Origin of the sequence: Cellulosimicrobium sp. RS (assembly GCF_046159675.1) — a bacterium.
GTDB lineage: Bacteria > Actinomycetota > Actinomycetes > Actinomycetales > Cellulomonadaceae > Cellulosimicrobium > Cellulosimicrobium funkei.
Genome location: NZ_JBJXVU010000007.1, coordinates 175,598 through 192,316, shown reverse-complemented (window position 1 = coordinate 192,316; position 16,719 = coordinate 175,598). Strand labels below are relative to the sequence as shown.

Annotated in this window: 14 protein-coding genes and 1 pseudogene; 3 read left to right on the top strand and 12 right to left on the bottom strand. The window is 67.6% G+C overall.

The features are described from left to right. The first annotated feature begins 278 nt into the window (after window positions 1–278). A pseudogene (locus ACI769_RS12610) lies at window positions 279–1,455 on the top strand (IS3 family transposase). A 300-nt stretch (window positions 1,456–1,755) separates the two neighbouring features. On the opposite strand, the gene ACI769_RS12605 reads toward ACI769_RS12610, so the two are convergent. The 6 genes from ACI769_RS12605 to ACI769_RS12580 all read right to left on the bottom strand — a co-directional run bounded on the left by ACI769_RS12605 (window position 1,756) and on the right by ACI769_RS12580 (window position 8,888). Next, window positions 1,756–2,973 (bottom strand): hypothetical protein, encoded by a 1,218-nt coding sequence (locus tag ACI769_RS12605; RefSeq protein ID WP_409141691.1) that lies wholly within the window; start codon window positions 2,971–2,973, stop codon window positions 1,756–1,758. 132 nt (window positions 2,974–3,105) lie between these two features. Further along, the gene (locus tag ACI769_RS12600) at window positions 3,106–3,747 is read right to left on the bottom strand and encodes a recombinase family protein (RefSeq protein ID WP_409141690.1); all 642 of its coding nucleotides are present in this window, start codon (window positions 3,745–3,747) and stop codon (window positions 3,106–3,108) included. A gap of 249 nt (window positions 3,748–3,996) precedes the next feature. Continuing rightward, on the bottom strand, window positions 3,997–4,773 hold the full coding sequence (locus ACI769_RS12595; protein WP_409141689.1) for a TatD family hydrolase: 777 nt from the start codon (window positions 4,771–4,773) through the stop codon (window positions 3,997–3,999). Beyond that, window positions 4,770–6,056, bottom strand: a complete 1,287-nt coding sequence (locus tag ACI769_RS12590; protein WP_409141688.1) for a hypothetical protein — start codon at window positions 6,054–6,056, stop codon at window positions 4,770–4,772. Before ACI769_RS12590 ends, ACI769_RS12595 begins: the two co-directional genes overlap by 4 nt. Then, window positions 6,049–6,849 (bottom strand): hypothetical protein, encoded by an 801-nt coding sequence (locus ACI769_RS12585; protein ID WP_409141687.1) that lies wholly within the window; start codon window positions 6,847–6,849, stop codon window positions 6,049–6,051. Before ACI769_RS12585 ends, ACI769_RS12590 begins: the two co-directional genes overlap by 8 nt. Further along, window positions 6,849–8,888, bottom strand: coding sequence for a P-loop NTPase fold protein (locus ACI769_RS12580; protein WP_409141686.1), 2,040 nt, complete (start codon window positions 8,886–8,888; stop codon window positions 6,849–6,851). Before ACI769_RS12580 ends, ACI769_RS12585 begins: the two co-directional genes overlap by 1 nt. Window positions 8,889–9,280: 392 nt before the next feature. On the opposite strand from ACI769_RS12580, the gene ACI769_RS12575 reads away from it, so the two are divergent. Together ACI769_RS12575 and ACI769_RS12570 are read left to right on the top strand one after the other, a co-directional pair. Further along, the gene (locus tag ACI769_RS12575) at window positions 9,281–10,129 is read left to right on the top strand and encodes a metallophosphoesterase (protein WP_409141685.1); all 849 of its coding nucleotides are present in this window, start codon (window positions 9,281–9,283) and stop codon (window positions 10,127–10,129) included. A 59-nt stretch (window positions 10,130–10,188) separates the two neighbouring features. After that, on the top strand, window positions 10,189–10,581 hold the full coding sequence (locus ACI769_RS12570) for a hypothetical protein (protein ID WP_409141684.1): 393 nt from the start codon (window positions 10,189–10,191) through the stop codon (window positions 10,579–10,581). An 801-nt stretch (window positions 10,582–11,382) separates the two neighbouring features. On the opposite strand, the gene ACI769_RS12565 is transcribed toward ACI769_RS12570, so the two are convergent. The 6 genes from ACI769_RS12565 to ACI769_RS12540 form a co-directional block, all read right to left on the bottom strand. Further along, window positions 11,383–12,375 carry a 5'-nucleotidase gene (locus ACI769_RS12565; protein ID WP_409141683.1) on the bottom strand — a complete coding sequence of 331 codons (993 nt, stop codon included), beginning with the start codon at window positions 12,373–12,375 and terminating at the stop codon, window positions 11,383–11,385. Between the two features lie 453 nt (window positions 12,376–12,828). Continuing rightward, the gene (locus ACI769_RS12560) at window positions 12,829–13,245 is read right to left on the bottom strand and encodes a helix-turn-helix domain-containing protein (protein WP_409141682.1); all 417 of its coding nucleotides are present in this window, start codon (window positions 13,243–13,245) and stop codon (window positions 12,829–12,831) included. 102 nt (window positions 13,246–13,347) lie between these two features. Next, on the bottom strand, window positions 13,348–13,632 hold the full coding sequence (locus ACI769_RS12555; protein ID WP_409141681.1) for a helix-turn-helix domain-containing protein: 285 nt from the start codon (window positions 13,630–13,632) through the stop codon (window positions 13,348–13,350). A gap of 777 nt (window positions 13,633–14,409) precedes the next feature. Continuing rightward, window positions 14,410–14,901 (bottom strand): hypothetical protein, encoded by a 492-nt coding sequence (locus ACI769_RS12550; protein ID WP_409141680.1) that lies wholly within the window; start codon window positions 14,899–14,901, stop codon window positions 14,410–14,412. Between the two features lie 148 nt (window positions 14,902–15,049). After that, a complete protein-coding gene (locus ACI769_RS12545) occupies window positions 15,050–15,904 on the bottom strand; it encodes an SDR family NAD(P)-dependent oxidoreductase (protein ID WP_409141679.1) in 855 nt (284 codons plus the stop codon). Window positions 15,905–16,005: 101 nt separating this feature from the next. Next, window positions 16,006–16,695 carry a YoaK family protein gene (locus tag ACI769_RS12540; RefSeq protein ID WP_409141678.1) on the bottom strand — a complete coding sequence of 230 codons (690 nt, stop codon included), beginning with the start codon at window positions 16,693–16,695 and terminating at the stop codon, window positions 16,006–16,008. Between the last annotated feature and the right edge of the window lie 24 nt (window positions 16,696–16,719).

Sequence of the window (16,719 nt, the reverse complement as noted above, 5' to 3'; positions counted from 1 at the left end):
ACCTGGGAACTTGCACCAAAGACGCTGGTTTCCGGAGGGAACCTCGTGGGCACACGACGCACGATCCCATCGATCGCGTCGTGGCGACGACCGTGAACCCCACGCGAACTCATCGGCGGGCTGGCTCTCGGTCCAACTCGCCTCGGACACGATCGACCGCGCGCGATCCATCCTCGGGCGGCTCCGGGCAACACCTCCTCGAGACCACGGCCCCCTGCGACTTCTGAACCGCACTGGATTTCTTGGAGACTCCGCTCCTTGGAAACGAGGATGGAGCTATGCCGAAGGAGCAGACGCCGGGAAAGCCGCAGACGCGGCGGTACTCGGATGAGGAGAAGGCCGCGGCGGTGCGGATGGTGCGCACCCTGCGGGCGGAGTTGAGGACCGAGCACGGCACGGTCCAGTGGGTCGCGACCCAGCTGGGCTACGGGGTCGCGTCCGTGCGTCAGTGGGTCAAGCAGGCCGAGATCGACGATGGTCACGCGCCCGGGATGAGCACCTCGGAGCGGGCCGGATCCGTGAGCTCGAGCAAGAGGTCCGTAAGCTGCTTCGGGCGAACGAGATCCTGAAGAGGGCAACGAGTTTCTTCGGGGCGGAGCTCGAGCGCCAACACCGCAGATAGTCGCGTTCATCGACTCCAACTGCGTGGTCGTCGTCGACGACATCGTGCTCACGGTCGAGTCCATCTGCACCGTGCTGTCCGCAGCAGGGGTGAAGGTGGCCGTGAGCACGTACTACGCCGCCGAGGCGCGCCCGCCCTCAGCGCGTGCCGTCCGGGACGCTGAGCTGGGCCCGGTCCTGCGCGGGCTGTGGGAGGACAACTACGGCGTCTACGGGGCGCGGAAGCTGTGGAAAGCCGCCCGCCGGGCCGGGAATGACATCGGCCGTGACCAGGTCGCACGCCTCATGCGTGCGCTTGGGATCCAGGGCGCGGTGCGCACGAAGCGGGTCGAACCACACGCCCGGAGCCGACGTCTGCGCGACATCCGGACCTGGTCAAGCGGGACTTCACCGCGACCGGCCCGAATCAACTGTGGGTCACGGAACTGACCTACGTGCCCACGTTCGCCGGCATGTCCTACGTGTGCTTCATCATCGACGCGTTCTCGAGGACGATCGTCGGCTGGCGCGTGGCCGGGCACATGCGCACCGAGATGGTGCTCGACGCGATCGCGATGGCCCGCGGCCCCGTCGATCGGGACCGTCGGTGACAGCTACGACAATGCCCTGGCCGAGACCGTCAACGGGTACTACAAGGCCGAACTGATCCGCGGGCCGGCGCGGTCCGGGCCGTGGCGGACCGTCGAGGACGTCGAGGTCGCGACCTTCGGTGGGTCCATTGGCACAATCACCAGCGACCGCACGGCTACCTCGGCGACCTGCCGCCCGTCGAGTTCGAAGGGGAGGCTCTACGCTACGCAGCAGGGCCACGGAGCCCTGGTCGGAATCACATGACCAGAGCCTCCATCAGACCCACTGCGGTTCGGCTGGCGTCCACAGCGACTTCGCGATGGCGCTCCGACTGGCTGGGCCCCATGGGCACGGCGCAGCGTGCCCGTGAGGTCCAGACTACGGGGCGCACCGCTGTCTTTGTGCGCCCCGTCAGCTCGCCCGCTAACGCAAGGATCGGCCGACTGTGTGCTGCTCGACTACGAAACGGTCACACCGGTCGAACCGGACTGCGTTGTAGCCGTTCTTCAAGTCACCGCGGAACTGCGGCAATACTCCAGCACGGGACGCAACGGGTACGGCACGCTACCCATCCTCTTCGGGGAACGCCGGACCGGGTGGCCACGGATCGGGAAGGCCAAACAGTGAGCGCGGATCGACCGTGGCCGATGATTGTTCGACCAGACCGTCGTTGAGTGCCATGACGTCCCACGCGGGTGACGGTGCGACGTCGTGGTCAGGCGCGGGGTTCTTCCAGTACGTCGGGCGCCTATCCGCGACCCACCACGGTGCCAAGTTGTTCACGACCAGCAAGCCCGAGACGTGGGGATGAGACTTCTCAGCTCCCGGACGAGTGAAGTATCCGTCGCTGCGACGTGTCTCGACTGTCTCGGATGCCGTCGGGACGACGGTGAAGTCTCGCGACCCGTAGAGCAGACTGTTCAGGTTGCCGTCGGCGTACAGGTTCGTCCCAACGGCGACGACGAACCCGTGCCCGAGCGCCCCGTACGCGCTCCCCTTGTCCTCGAGCGCACGCTTGAGCGGCTCGACGTCGGTCCAGGACTGTTCGCTGCCGTAGACCGCGATTGGGCGCTCCGTGCTTCCCGGCCCTCGGGACGACGGGCTCTTGGGTTCCGCCCGGATCTCGATGTCCCAGCCATCACGCTGCCACCGGAACAGCGGCATTTCCTCGTAGATGGACTCGACGTCGGGATCGAGACCTTCGAGCCAACGCGTAAGAGGTCCACGCAGTTTTCGGACGGATAGTGCCGTTCCGCCCTCACTGGTGACGTCGACCCACAGCCAGAAGTTCGGACTGTCCATCTTGTTGAGTGCGTCGTAGAACTCGCCGATCCGTCGGTTGCTCCCCACCTTCTTTGAGGCGAGGGCTGTTGCGCGCGCTTCGAGGTAGAAGGGCTCGTCTGAGCCGTGGACGAGGAAGTCGGGCTGTCGGTCGCTGTTTGCGAGCACCGGGTGGATCTCGACCCCGAAACCGGCGCGGATCAGTGACTCGTGCAAGTACAGCTCGAGAAAAGCTGCCCGGTGATGGTGGTCCTCCGGGCTGAGGAGCCGGCCAGTCAGGTCGGCACGCTCCGACGCCGGGAAGCGACCTACCCAGTCCGACACCAGGCCTCGCACCGCGTCCCAGAACTCGCCGGACGCTCGGGCAAGGAACTGCGCGGTCGGCTCGGCGAACAGGCTCGGGGACGAGACTTCCCGCGGCCCGTCCCCGAAGAGCGATGGTGTCACGAAGCACCCCAGCGAGGTCGCGCAGAGCGAGTCATGACACAGGTTCGTTGGCATATCACGAGGGAATGATCTCGCAGACTCGCACCCGCTCAGTGGAGAACGTCGACGAGCGCGGGCGAGCTTCGCGGAATCGTCTGGCGCCGTCGAGGACGCATCAGAGACTGCCGGTCGCATGGGTGAGGTTCGCTAGGTGTCGGTACAGACTGTCCGGAAAGACGCCGAGCGCGCGGGTGACGGCGGCGCCCGACCGCCCACCGGCGAGGGACGCGCCGCCGCGACACGGTCCGCGGTCACGACGGTCGGGCGACTGCCGACCCGATCGCAGGCGCGCGCCGCGGCGAGACCATCGAGCGTGCGCTCTCGCGTAAGGTCCGTTCCATTCGCGCAACGGCGGCCAGCACGTGACCCATGAGTCGCCCGGCAGCGCTCGAGGTACCGATCGTCTCTGTCAACGCCGAGCGTGACGCCGCGGTCGTCGAGGCCGCGCACCAGGGACGCAACGTACGCGCCCGAGCGGCCGAGCCGCTCGAGCTTCGTCACGACGAACGTATCCCCCTCGCGCAACTGCGCGCGAACTCGGGCGAGCTCGGGGCCGTCCTCGCGGCGGCCGGAGGCCTCTTCCACGACGACGTCGCGCGTCGACGCCGCCGGCGTCGGCGCCGGTGACCGTGTCGACCCGGGCGTCGAGGTTCTGTGCCATGGTGGATACCCAGGCGTACCCGTAGGTGTATGCCGCGCCACGACGGTAGCCAAGACCCCAGGCCTCGTTCTGCGACGCCTGGGGTTTCGGACAATAGTTCTGCGACATGTTCCCTCGACGTGCCACATGCGGTGATGCGGCGTAAGGAAACCGGTCAGCTCTGCGATGCCGACGCCAGCTGGGGCGCTCGACAAGAGGCGTAGGGATGACCCCAGCCCCTCCGGACACCGCTCGCAGGGCCGGTCCACTCGCTCCCTCATGCGCTTCCCCAAAGACAACTCGACGACGCGTTGGCGCCTCGAGCAAGATCGCCGGATAGCGTTGCCTGTTGCTTGCGATCCACCCCGATGGGTGGCGGACGGATGACGTTTGCGGCTTCAGGAAGCCGCGGCGATCACCGCTGCGACACGTTCTGGGAGCAGTCTGCTGACGTTCACTGATGCCGTTAGGGCTTTGAGGTTCGACCAAAGGTGTTGACGCGCGACGGTCGGACTTAGCCCGTGCAACTTGGCAATCTCCTGCTCAACGCGGCTCACGTTTCCCGGCACCCGTGGCGGCTTGCCGAAACGGTCGCCGCTCGGGTGATCAGTTTCGGGAAGAAGCCTGTCCAGCGGCACCGTCGCGAGGACGTCGATGTGCTTCAGATTCGCCGGGTTCACAGAAAAGTATGCGCCGAGGTCCAGCGCCGCCGCCGTGGTCTGAGCATCACCGAGCCACCAGTGCAGGATTACGCCGTCGATTGGGTGCTGTTCTAGCAGTTCCACCACTTCGTTGGTGGCGCCGTAGCTGTGCAACGAAGTCAAACGAGGCTGGCTTTGAAGGATACACAGCATCTGGGCGAGTACGTCCTGCTGGAGGGGAAGGCGAGCTTTCACCTTGGCATCCAGCCCCACCTCGGCGACGAATGCTGCCTTGGTGACGAGGTCCGCGAACTCCGACTGGTCGAACGTTTCGAGTGCCGTCTTTACGGCCGGATGAGTCCCGACGCCCCAGACGGTTAGAAGATCCTGAGGTTGCCGTAGGACTGCCGCTCGGGATTCAGCCAAGGAGCGCGTTGCGGCGAAGATGACTGCTCTCAGCTCGAGGAGGTCTTCAGACCTCGTATTGATATCCACATGCGCGTGCATGTCGAAAGGTGGCCAGTTGTTGGTCACAGTAGGAGCCTGAGTTCGTCGCTTCCGCGCACACACAGTTCGCGGGCCGCGGACGGGCTGTACCCGGTAGGCAGTCGAATCGAGGCGATGTCTGCTGTGGTGACGCCACGACCGACGTAGGACCGAATGCTTGGCAACAGAGAATTACGCTGGAGCACGTCTGCGGCGTCGGCACTAGGGGGGTTGTCCACTGCGTACACGCTCCTGTCGTCGAGGGCGGCGGCTTTGAACGACGCGCGGCGTAGGAGGCAGCCGAAGCACGTGCCGCAGTGGTGAGTCTTCTCGATGGCCCAGAACCGCTTGTTTGTGAACCCGCAGGAATCCGTTGAGCTGAGGAACATGCTGGCCGCGTCAGGTCCGAGTTGTGCAGCCACGTCGGTGAACATCTCGCCTTTCGTCTGCTGCGCGAACGGATTCTCGATACGCCCCTCAGCGCCGATGTCAGCGAGGACGTCCCGGACCTCTGAGAGGAACCAGGGGTGAGTCGTCCGTGTGGAGAGGCTGCCGAACTGGTCGGCGCCCATGGCCGGGTTGAGGGAGGCGAACCCGTTCTCGGGGATCCATAGGGGCACGCCGTTAACCGAGGCCACGCAAAGCCCGAGAGCAAGGAACAGCAGCGACCGCGTCCTCGTTGAGGGCTCGTTGGCGAACTTCGTACCGTCCGGTTGGTGTTGCATCCGGGAGAAGCGGACCTGGCAATGCTGCTGGCTGGAACCGTCGGGACGCAGGGTAGTGATCGCCTCGGCGACCAGGCGTTGAATTCGACCGATCCCGTTTCCGCCAAAGTGCGACACCAGGACGTGGTCTTCGGGGAGGGTTCGTGCAAGCAGCGCGCCTGCAGCAGAGTCAGCGCCCCCGCTGAGGAGAACGACCCGTTCAGCTGACGAGTATTGATTCTCGGCGACGGGTTCCGCCGGGATAGGAGCCTTGGTGAAGGTAATCGCCCAAGTGTCGCCCGAAAGGAACGCGAGCGTTCGCACGAGCCGGTCGTGCACAGCTCTCCACGCCTCCGGGTCTGAGACTGGGATTGTTAGGTCGTAATCGCGGGCTGTCCAATTAACCGTTCCAGCGGCTCGGACGACGGACCGGTCTGCGGCGTAGACCATGACCGCGATCCGAGCGAAGTCTGCGTTTAAGGGCGCCACCGGTCCGAGAGCACCGAATCGTGGCTTGAGCTTAGTGAAGAAGCTGCCTGGTCCGTCGGCAGGCCAGTAGAAGGTGCGCCGCGCTACGGCCTCGGAAAGTCCATCAGGCACCTTGAAGTGGAGGCTGAACTCAGACATCAGATCCTCCGTAGACGGTCTGGAGAAACTCGATACCGGTTTCGACTGCGGAGGTGAACTGGTCGGCTGTGGGGCGGCTCGGGTTGAGGTCGGCATAGGCGGCAAGTTCCTCACAGGCTCCCCGGACGTCCTTCTCGAACACCTCGCGCTGTTGCGCGGAAAGGTCGGCCGTGTTCAGTTTCGCTTCGGTCGTCGTGAAGTACGCCCAGTACATGACCACCGCGAGCGTTTCCTGAGCGATCTCCGCCGGTGTAGGCAGGAGGTTCGGATCGGCCGTGACCACCCACTCAGCAATCTCGGCTACGACGTGCACCTGCTCATCAGTGTCGATGGTTCCCTGCGGAAGTTCGTCGCAAATAACTTGCGCGATTACGTAGACGACGTCCAGGACGTTGGGGTTGGCGCGAAGCGTGTCGTAGTCGAGCCCGAGATCGCGGAGCGTGTCTCGGTCGCCGGTCCGGTATGCGTATGCTGCTGCGGCACCCCGGCCGGCGATCCGTGAGCTGGTCGCCGCTGAGCGTGGGAATTGGACCTCTGTTCCGCGTCGCGCCTTAGAACCGGCACCGCTGGTTGTCTTGAATAGTAGCGAGGTGCGCGCGACCCGCTGGGCTCGCGGCGTGAGTTTCGGCGTCGGTGGCGCCGCAGAGGCGGTTTGCGGCTGGGACGTGCCGGGAGCGGCGGCTGGCGGCGCACCACCCGAACCAGGCAGGTTTGCCAACCAATCGTCGATGCCTTCGCGGAGATCGTTGCCGATGTTGCCTCCACCTCCGGCGTAAGAACCTTTGCTTCCCATCAGTTACGCCTTCCTGGGGTGGCGGCCGTCAATGCATCGCGAACCTTGCCCTCGGTGCGGGTAACGAGGTCCGCGATCAGCGTAGACATGCCGTCGAAATCCTGAGCGCGGAGCATGATGACCGTCGGCACTTGGAGATCCTTCGGCGGGATGCGCTTGAAAGCATCGACTGCCGCTGAGGCAAGCGACGCGTGGGCGCGCACGAGGCGGCAGATGCCACTGACCGCACCACGCTGATCGGGGATCCGGTCGCGTGCTCGGCGGGCAAGGTGCGCGAGAAGCAGTTGCGCGTCTTGGACGGGCAGCGCTACCGCATGCTTGTCCGCGGCCTCCCTGCCGATGGGCCCAATGGACATCAAGGCCGCGGCGACATCTCGAAGACGTGCAGGCAGTTCGTTGCTGACCAGAAGGTCCCCGCTAAACGAGGCAGCCAAGTGGAGGTAGGGGCTTAGCTCGACCTCGGCCAATGGCGGGTCCAGCTTCGCCCACCTGATCAGGTCGTCGTTGAACGCGATCGTCACCGGATCAGCAGGTGCGGCGGACACGGCCTCCCTCTTCGGTTTGGCTTCATCGCCTTCGGATTCGACGCCCGATGTTCCCGCCGTCCCTGCGGGCTCAGCCTGCCCGGGTTCGACGGGGTTGGCCTCGGACGTCGGAGTCACAGCCGAGAACGGCGTTCTCTGAGGGGAGCTGTCAGTGTCAGATTGGGTCGTCTCATCGCGGTCGTTCTTGGCAACCTTCTCCAACGCGCCGAGCCGGTCTCGGAGTTCGCCAGTGCGGAGCCAGGACAGGATCTCAGTGAAGTTCTCGGGGAGGAGCACCTCGAGGACCATCAACTTCGCCACCACGTCGGCGTCGAGGTCGATGCCTCGGCGCCTGGCGATCGACCGTCGGATGTTCAGGTCGTTGAGGAACCGCTTGATACGCCTCGGGTTGCCGGCCAACTTCTCGTACAGGATGGCCGTTAGGCGGTGCGCGAACGCCAGCTCCGACTGGAAGTCGAGGCCGTCTTCGGCCTTCAGCTCATCGAGCGAACCTGACTTGCGCAGCTCGGAGCACTGCATGATCAGCGCGTCTAATTGGGCCGGTTCGAGCTTCGACTCGGCACGGTTGTGCACCTGCAGCAGGAGGAGGTAGGCCTCGGTGTCGAATGACCCGAGTGCTGGCAGCGGTACCGTGGTCTGCACGATCTTATGCAGGTACAGCTTCCAAGGCGGTTCGGGTGGGAGCGCGTCGGGACCGCCTGGCCGTTCTTCGGGCATGGTCCAAGCGGGAAGCTCAGACTTAATCGCGTCCGCGACACGGTCCTCGTCCGCTGCGATGACGAACGCCATCTTCGGAACGCTAAGGAACAGCCGGATCGCTTCGAGACTCTCCACGACGGTACGCGAGAGGCATCGGTCGAGGTCGTCGACGAGAACGGCGACACGGCGGACGTGCGCGAGTTCCGGCGAAGCGAGCAGCGCCTGGAATTCCTCGTGGAAGCCTGCGAGGCCTCGCTCGTCCTCGACGCCAGACTCGTCCGGCGGGTCTTTGATCAGGGAGGTCAGGTCGTCGACGGAAGGGAGTTGCAGCGCGAGGGTCGTCGTGGCGGCGAGCTTGACCGCCTTGGCCCAGTCGACGCGCTTGGAGAGTCGAGCGAGCAGATCCTTGGCCCTGCGCATCTTGCCGCCGCCCTCTGCCGCCTCCTGCACGACGATTTCGCGCAGCTCGCCAGACAAGGCGTCGAGGACCGCCGCAATGATGCTCTCCTTCGCCCCGACGGAGGGGTCGTAGCGCCACGGGTCTGTAGGCACGACCACGACCTTGTCGTCGCCGGTGCTCCGGTCGTTGAGTTCTTCCTCGACAAGTTTGAGGACGGTTGTCTTCCCGCTACCCCAGGGGCCGGACAGGCCGAGCGAGAGCGGATCGAGCGCGTCGTCAAGTACCGCGTCAGCGACAGTCTCTGCGATCGCGCGAGCAGCGAGAAAGTCGACGGTCGCCGGCTCGTCCGACCACAGTTGCCCGGCTAGAGTCGCTGCGCCCACTTCGTGCTTCACCTGCACCATTGTGGCCGAGAGAGCCGGCTGGGAGGGGATTTCGAGAACCGTGTCCTGCCGTGTCTTACCATCACCGCGCGACACCCCGGACCGGCTGTGCGCGCGGACGTCGCGTCGGACCGTGGCGCGCGCTCCCGGTGCCACGCTACCCAGGACGGAGCCGCGCTTACACGCACCACGCACGCCAGGTGTTTGACCAGAGTGGGTATGCGGCGCTTCGTAAGGCGCGACCTCGGCGGTACCGACGATCGCGGGCAACGCAGTGTGACCGTCCGGCGCGCACCCCAGTACGTAGGGGCGCCTCGCGCCCGCAGGGCGCACTCTTGGCGCGCGTTCGAAGATCCGGGTCGCAAATCGAACTACGCCCCGGGCACTCGTGCGAAGGTTGCCGCGTGAGCAAACAGGCCGCCCCTGACGAGCTACTTGCTACGGCGACTCGTGTCGTGGTGCTCGGTGACGTGCACGGGGACGCGATGGCAGTCATCACCGCGCTCCAGGCTGCGGCCCGACCTGGCGTCACCGTGATCCTCAGCGTCGGGGACTTCGGCATCGGCCCATGGCCGGGAGAGCGCAAATCGTTCACCAAGGCCATCGACCGATGGCTGACCCGGCTCGGCCTGTGGTTGTTCGTCACGCCCGGCAACCACGAGAACTACGACCGGATCGACGCCGCGCCGCGCGACGAGTCGGGCGCGATCTACCTCGGTTCGCAACTGCGCGCACTCCCCCGAGGCCACCGCCTCACCATCGGCGGGCGCACGGTCGGCTCCCTCGGTGGCGCGGTGAGCGTGGACGTCGGACCACACCGCCAGCCCGGGCGCACCTGGTGGCCGCAGGAGCGCATCCTCGACAGCGACATCGACGCGCTCGGCAGCGAGCCGCTGGACATCTTGATCACACACGAGGTGCCCGCATCGGTCCCTGTCGAGTCTCAGCTCACGGTTCCGCCCAAGATCGCCGCTTCCGCGCATCAGGGCCGTGAGCTGCTCGACCGCGCCGTGGAGACCACCCGCCCGCAGCTCGTGCTGTCCGGGCACTGGCATCAGCGCGTCACCCACACCCGCACCTGGGACGACGGCATGACGACCCGGTACGAGGTCCTGCCGGAGGAGAACCGCCGCTTCAACGCCGTCGTCCTCGACCTGTCCGACCTCGAAGGAGAACTCGTGGACCTGCGCGAATGGAGCCGAAGCCTGCACCGGGCTGACCGCGACTCCGCCGACGTGAGCGAAGCCCGCTGATGGCCAGCTTGGCGAGGTGGGACTTCGAGCGGGACCGGTCCGACATCCCACGAGTGCTGGTGTCGACCGCCAGCGGCGCACAGCACCTGATCGACACGACGGCCACTCCACCCACCGTCACCCGCGTGATGCCCGTGGATCGAGAGGTCGACTACCTCGAGGTCCCTGACGCAGACGGCTACTACTCCGGACGCACGGTGTTCCTCGGCGAACAGCTTCGAGCCGACGACGAGACATGGGCTTTGGCCGCGCTCCGCGCCGACGGAGCACCGGCCATTCTCGCTGGGACGATCGGCTCGGTGACGGTCGACGAACCGATGACCATGATCCTGCGCGGCCTGGTGGATCAGGGCACCACCTGTCGCACCACCACCGCGGTGACCAGGATCGAGCCATGGCTCGGATCCGCTCCAGACGCGACCCCTTCAAGGAGTGAGACCGGCCCCCGGTAGAGGCTCCAAACTCCGGTGCGCCGCACGGCATCGAAACTCGGCCAGAAAACCCGGCCGGGCCGCCCGCCCGGTCACCTCGCACGCGGAGGGTGCTGCCCGGCGCGTCCGCGACTCGGGCGCTTCGACCCCCAGGCGCCACCGCGCCCTGTGCGCGCCGCACATCTACAAGGTGGCGGGAATTCCCTGCCGGTGTGCGAGCGGAAGGGTCTAGTGATGGCAACGGTGGAGGCGCGCCGACGAGCGAGTGATGGCGGATTCTCGTACCGCGTGAGGTGGCGTTTGGGCGGGCGTCGCGAGGGTCGGTGGCAGAGCGAGACGTTCGGGCGACGAACCGACGCTCTGAGGTTCAGGGCCGCCGTGGAACGAGCGGGCCACTATTGGCCGCCGCTGTGGGTCAAGGGGCAGGGATACGCCACCGAGCGCCCGAGGCGTCACGCACGCTGACGTCCCGGACGTGGGCCGGCACCCGAGGGCGAAAGCGACTGAGGCTTCGGCTCGTATGCACGGGTGCACGGGTGCACGGGTGCACGGGTGCACGGGTGCACGGGTGCACGGGTGCACGGGTGCACGGGTGCACGGGTGCACGGGTGCACGGGTGCACGGGTGCACGGGTGCACGGGTGCCAGTGAAACAAGCAGGGACGAAGCTCGCCGCACCCGTCAATCGGCGCGACCGTCGCGGCACGCTCATGATCGCCGGGAGTCTCCGGCCACGCAGCAGCAGTAGTCCGCCAAGGTCACCTCTGCACAAACGTGAGGGTCAGCGCCCAACAACGGTCAATGAGATCTTCCCGCGTTCACATCAGTTCGGCGTCGCCGCTGTCTCCGACGAGGCCGCGCTCGTCACGACGCTTGCGTCAGAGTCGACATTCGCGATGCCGTACGGCACGAGGACGCTGGCGACGACATTGCGTGCGGGCTCGAGGTGGTTCATCTGGTCGTCGAAGTAGATGTGCGGACGCAGTACCTCAAGTACATCAGCCTTGCGCACGTTGCCGAGGAAGAACGCGTCGTTGATCTGCACATTCCACGACCGGAGCGTCTCTACGGCCCTTTCGTGCGCGGGCGCCTGCCGGGCTGTGACCAGAGCGAGGCGCACTCGCGGTTTGTAGTCGGCGGAGTCCCTATGCTTGGCGAGTTCGGCTTGTTGGATGCGGCCCAGTGCCACGAGGAACCGCTTCATCGGGCCGCCGCCAAGCGGGGTGCTCGCGTTGTCCCGCTCGTGCTCCAAGTACCGGGCGAGGTTCGACTGCCGGTAGAGGCGCTCGGCGGAGTCGTCCGCGGCGACGCCGTCGAAGTCGATCGCGACTCGCAGCGCACCGGCGTCGCCCTCGTCATCGAGGTCGATCGCCGTGTGGCCCAGGACCTGACCCGCCGGATAGCCCTCCTCGGCGGCGGCTCTCGCGTCGGCGGAACTGCCAGACAAGAACAGGCAGATGTTCAACGCGTCGATGTACCGGTACGGGGTGGTGCCCTCGGTGAAGACCGCACGTTTCACGTCGAGACCGTAGTGTGCGATCGACTTCATGACCCGCAGCCCGGTCACCGCGTCGTCCTTGGCCAAGACGAACACCTCGACCAGCGGGTCGTCGGGTTGGAGGTCGTTCAGAGCGAGAAGCCTCTGGACGAACGGGAACGTGACACCGCGCGGAAGCGGATCGTTGAGATGCGTGTCCTGATACTGGCGGTACGCGTCGATGCCTTCGTCGACGAAGACACGGTTGGTTTCGCTAACGTCGAACAGCGCGCTCGGAGTCACGCCGACCACGAGACGCTGGTAGAGGTCGTAGGGCACTCCCGTAGCGTAAGGAGAGTGTCAACCTCGTGCGCGGATTTCGGATCCGGTGTCTTGAACTCTGCGACCATATTGGGTTCCCCGAATCCGTTCGCGGACGGATCTAGCGTCTTGTCGCGGCGAGCCGCGTATGTCCGCGACATTTCGGACGCTAGTGAAACTTCTCTCACTGAGCATCGACGGATCGCACCCCTCTGCGGGACGTCGTCGCCGAGCTCTTGTCCAGACGTCCGCAGCTCGGAAGAGGTGGCTCGCAGGCAGATCCTGAAGGCGGCGCGGCACGAGTATCCGACCTACGATGTCGGGGCCGCATCTTCCGCCTCTGCGACCTCTAGTCGATCCTGGGTTTCCGGAGTCGACGCGTGCATGCGCCGCGCGCACACCTTGCGCGTCGATGAGGCGACCGTCCCTTCGAGGGACGGTCGCCCCATTTGCGAGAGAGCCGAGGAGGGTCTACAGCGTGCTGCGCCGGCGGCCCCCGCGGCGCAGCGGGCCGGTCTGTGGCGGCGTACGGATCGGACCGTCAGCACCCATCTCCGCCTGGCGGCGTTGAGGACCGACGACCTCCTGCTCGCCGGCCGCGACGATCGCGGCCAGATGGTGAGCACCGAACCTCACGTGCTTGCCAATGCGGGTGTGTGGGACCTTGCGCGCAGTTACCAGCTTGCGGAGTGTCTGCTCTGGAATGTTCAACGCCGCAGCAGCTTGCACCACGTTGAGCAGTGGACCCGCCGCAAACGGGTCCTTGTAGGCGCCCGTCGCTCGGCGGCTCCCAGCACCCACCGCGCGGGTGGATGCTGGGGCTGGACCGTCCACTGGTGCCCGGGAAGGAAGGGCCGACTTGCGGTCGTCAGAGTTACTTGTGCTCATATTCGGCATATGTGCGGCACGCGCCCGCTTCGCGGACGCTCTGAATGGCGGCGACTTCTAAGGGGCGCGGCGGCGCCGCAAGTCTTTCAAAGCAGCACCGATCTACACTTCGCCACGCCTGCGACCGCCAGCATCGCGGCGGGTCGGCAGCGGCGATCGGTTCGGCTCTGCTGCGCCCAGCTGCTGCGCGGGGCCTTTCGCTCCGACGACTTCCTGCTCGCCAGCGGCGACGATTGCGGCCAGGTGATCGGCGGTGAATCGCACGTGCTTTCCGAGGCGGGTGAAGGGGACCTTGCGCGTAGAGACCTGCTTGCGCAGGGTGCCTTCCGGGATGTTCAAGGCTGCCGCAGCCTGCGAGATCGTCAGCAGCGGACCGGCAGCAAACACGTCAACGGGTCTCGCGCAGTCCCAGGGTGCGGGCGTCGCCTCGTCTGATGCACGACGTGCTGTGGCCGCGGCCCGGCTGCGGGTGGGATCGCTAGTAGTCATGACTAGCAGATGTGCGGCGAGCGACGGGTGGGCCCGCCCAGGTCGCTCATGCGCATCCTTCCGTCGATCGCGCTTCGCCACCGGTCGCCATGTACCGAAGAACCCGTCGTCACCAACTCACGCTTCCAGAAGCCCTGAGTGCTTCACCCGGTGCGACAACCCGAACGGACCTCCGGAACCAGTAAGAGCTCTTGCGACTGGCGCCCCTGGTCCCCCGAGAGCGATGGGCGCACGCGTCCATCCATCGGGACCGCCGAACGCTCGCCCGCCATCCAACCCATCGACAACGCTCGAGCCGCGCGCGTCGGACAGGATGAGGACGTCGCCTGCGCACTGGGATGGCCGCAGACCGACTCCGACACGCCCATGCCGGGTCACGAGTTTCCGGCGTCCTGCCGCGCCTCAGAGGCCTTCCGTCCGTGCGCCCATGGTGCGCCACCGTCGTGCGCCCATAGGCTCACCGCGGTCCCAGACAGACCCGCTGCGCGCTGCAATGAAGCGCAGTGAGCGGCAGAATTCCGCGCGTTTTGGCGGAGTCGCAGGTCAGCGCTGGGACGGAAACGAGTTCAAGTCCCCCTCCGGACACCATGATCGAGGCCCCTGGCCTGCGGAGACGCAGACCAGGGGCCTTCGTCGTCCCCGGGCACGCACCAGTCCCCCGGCGCGCACGTGGTGTCAGCGCCCCGGCGGGAGGACGACGTCGTCGCCCGAGGTGAGGATCGTCACGGACTCGTCCGCGGGCAGGCCGGGCACGACGACGACGCTCGTCGACGGCGCGGTGTCGAGCGTGCAGGGGCGCTCGTCGGTGCCCGCCCGGCGACCGAGGCGGAAGCTCAGCGCGCGCTCCTCGGCGTCCCACGTGTAGTCGACCGGGACGAGCGGGCACGAGCTCGACCCGAACGTCACGACGTTCACGGTCTGCGGCTCGCCGCCGCGCGCGTAGCCGACGGCCGGGGTCTCGGCGTCGGACCACGGGTGCACCTCGCCGCCCTCGGCGGGCAGCCCGAGATACGTGCGGTCCGCGACGGACGGGTCGATGGGGTCGGTGGCCGCCGCGCACGCGACGAGGGCGACCGTCGCGCCGATGCTCAGCACCGAGGTGCCGACGAGACGGGCCGTGCGGACGAGGACGGGCAGCTGCGGGTCGATGGCGGGCATGGTGCTCACGCTCGTCCTGAGGCGCCCCGTCCCGGATCGGTCGAACGCGCCGTCCCGACCCGCCCCCGGGCCTCAGCGCGCGCCGCACCCCCTCAGGACCGGCCGCTCCGAGCCTGAGGTGCCTGAGCACCGGGGGCGCCGCGCCCCGCGCGTCGGCTCATGCCGTGACGTTGGCGCTGTCGCCACCGGTGACGGCGAGGCTCGTGCCGCTGATCATGGACGCCTCCGGCGAGGCGAGGAAGACGACGGCCGGGGCGACGTCGTCCGGCGCGAGCCACGGCACCCCGAGGGGGAGCTTGCTCGCCAGCCCGGCGGCGGCCGCCTGCTCGTCGCGGGCGACGTCGCCGGTGGGCGCCTTCCCCGACGACTCCAGGGCCTGGGCGTACCGCTCCTCGTGGCGCGTCAGGGCGGTGTCGATCAGGCCGGGGATCACGGCGTTGACGGTGATCCCGTGGGGGCCGAGGTCGAGCGCCGCGGACTTCATCAGGCCGATGAGCCCCCACTTGGAGGCCGAGTACGCGCTGCCCTCGAGCGTGCCGTGCTGACCCTGGGTCGACGAGGTGAGGATGATCCGCCCGCCGCCGCGCTCGACGAGCAGCGGCGCCGCGACGCGCAGCACGTTCGCGGCGCCGGTGAGGTTGACGTCGATCGTGTCGTCCCAGAGCTCGTCGCTCATGTCGAGGACCGAGGCGAAGCCCTGGATCCCGGCGTTGGCGAACACGACGTCGAGGCCACCGAACCGCTCGACGACCTCCCCGAGCGCCGCGCGCACGGCAGCGAGGTCGCGCTGGTCGGCGACCAGCGGCAGCCACGACGCCCCGGCCTCCTCCACGAGCTCGCCGGTCCGCGCGAGATCGGCCGGGCTCGCGGGCTCGTACTCGAGCGCGCGGCTCGCGACGGCCGCGATGTCGAGGCCGGCGACCCGATAGCCCGCCCGCGCGAACGCAACCGCCGTCGCGCGCCCGATCCCGCGCGCCGCGCCGGTGACCACGACCACTCGTCCCTGGCTCATCCCGCTCTCCCTCCGAGGGTGCCGTCCCGCGAGGCTAGCCGCGGGACCGAGGGCTGGCAGCCGGAGCGCGGCTGAGGCGCCCGGCGAGCCCGTCGGGCGCGTCAGCGCGGCGCCACGGCGTCGTGGCGGCGGGCCAGGGCGAGCGTCGTCGAGCCGACCGCGACGAGGACGCCCGCCAGCAGCAGGCCGGCCGCACCGGACCACGACCGCACGACGACGGCGCCGACGGCCGCGCCCGTGCCCATCGCGAGCACGGCCCCCGCGCGTCGGGCCGCGCCCTCTCCGAAACCGCCCGCGAGCGGGCTGCTGAGGGCGAGGTTCACGAGCGTCGTGGTGACGACGACGGTCGAGACGTCCTGGACGTGGGCGCCCCGCGCGGCGACCGCCTGGGCGCCCATCACGAGCGCGAGGGCGGCGGTGAGGGCCAGGACCGCGGGCGTGGGCGGGCGCCCGACGGCGAGCCACAGCGCGCCGCCCGCGACCACGAGCACCGCTCCCCCGGCGAGCACGCCGAGCGCGCGCCGCGGCATCCGCGCGTCGTCGGCGCGCCCCCGGAGCAGCACCCCGCACAGGGCGGCGCCGAGGACGAAGGCGACGAGCGCGACGACGTTGTTGAGCAACGGGATCCCGCCCGCACCGGCGGCGGCGAACCCGACGAAGAGCACGTTGCCCGTCATGTTGCCGGTGAACACCTGGTCGAGCGCGAGGTAGCTCACCGCGTCGACGACGCCCGTCGCCACGGTCAGGACGAGCAGGCCGACCACGTACGGCCGGTCGCGCGGGTCGGTCATCGTCCGACCGTACGGGCCCGGTCC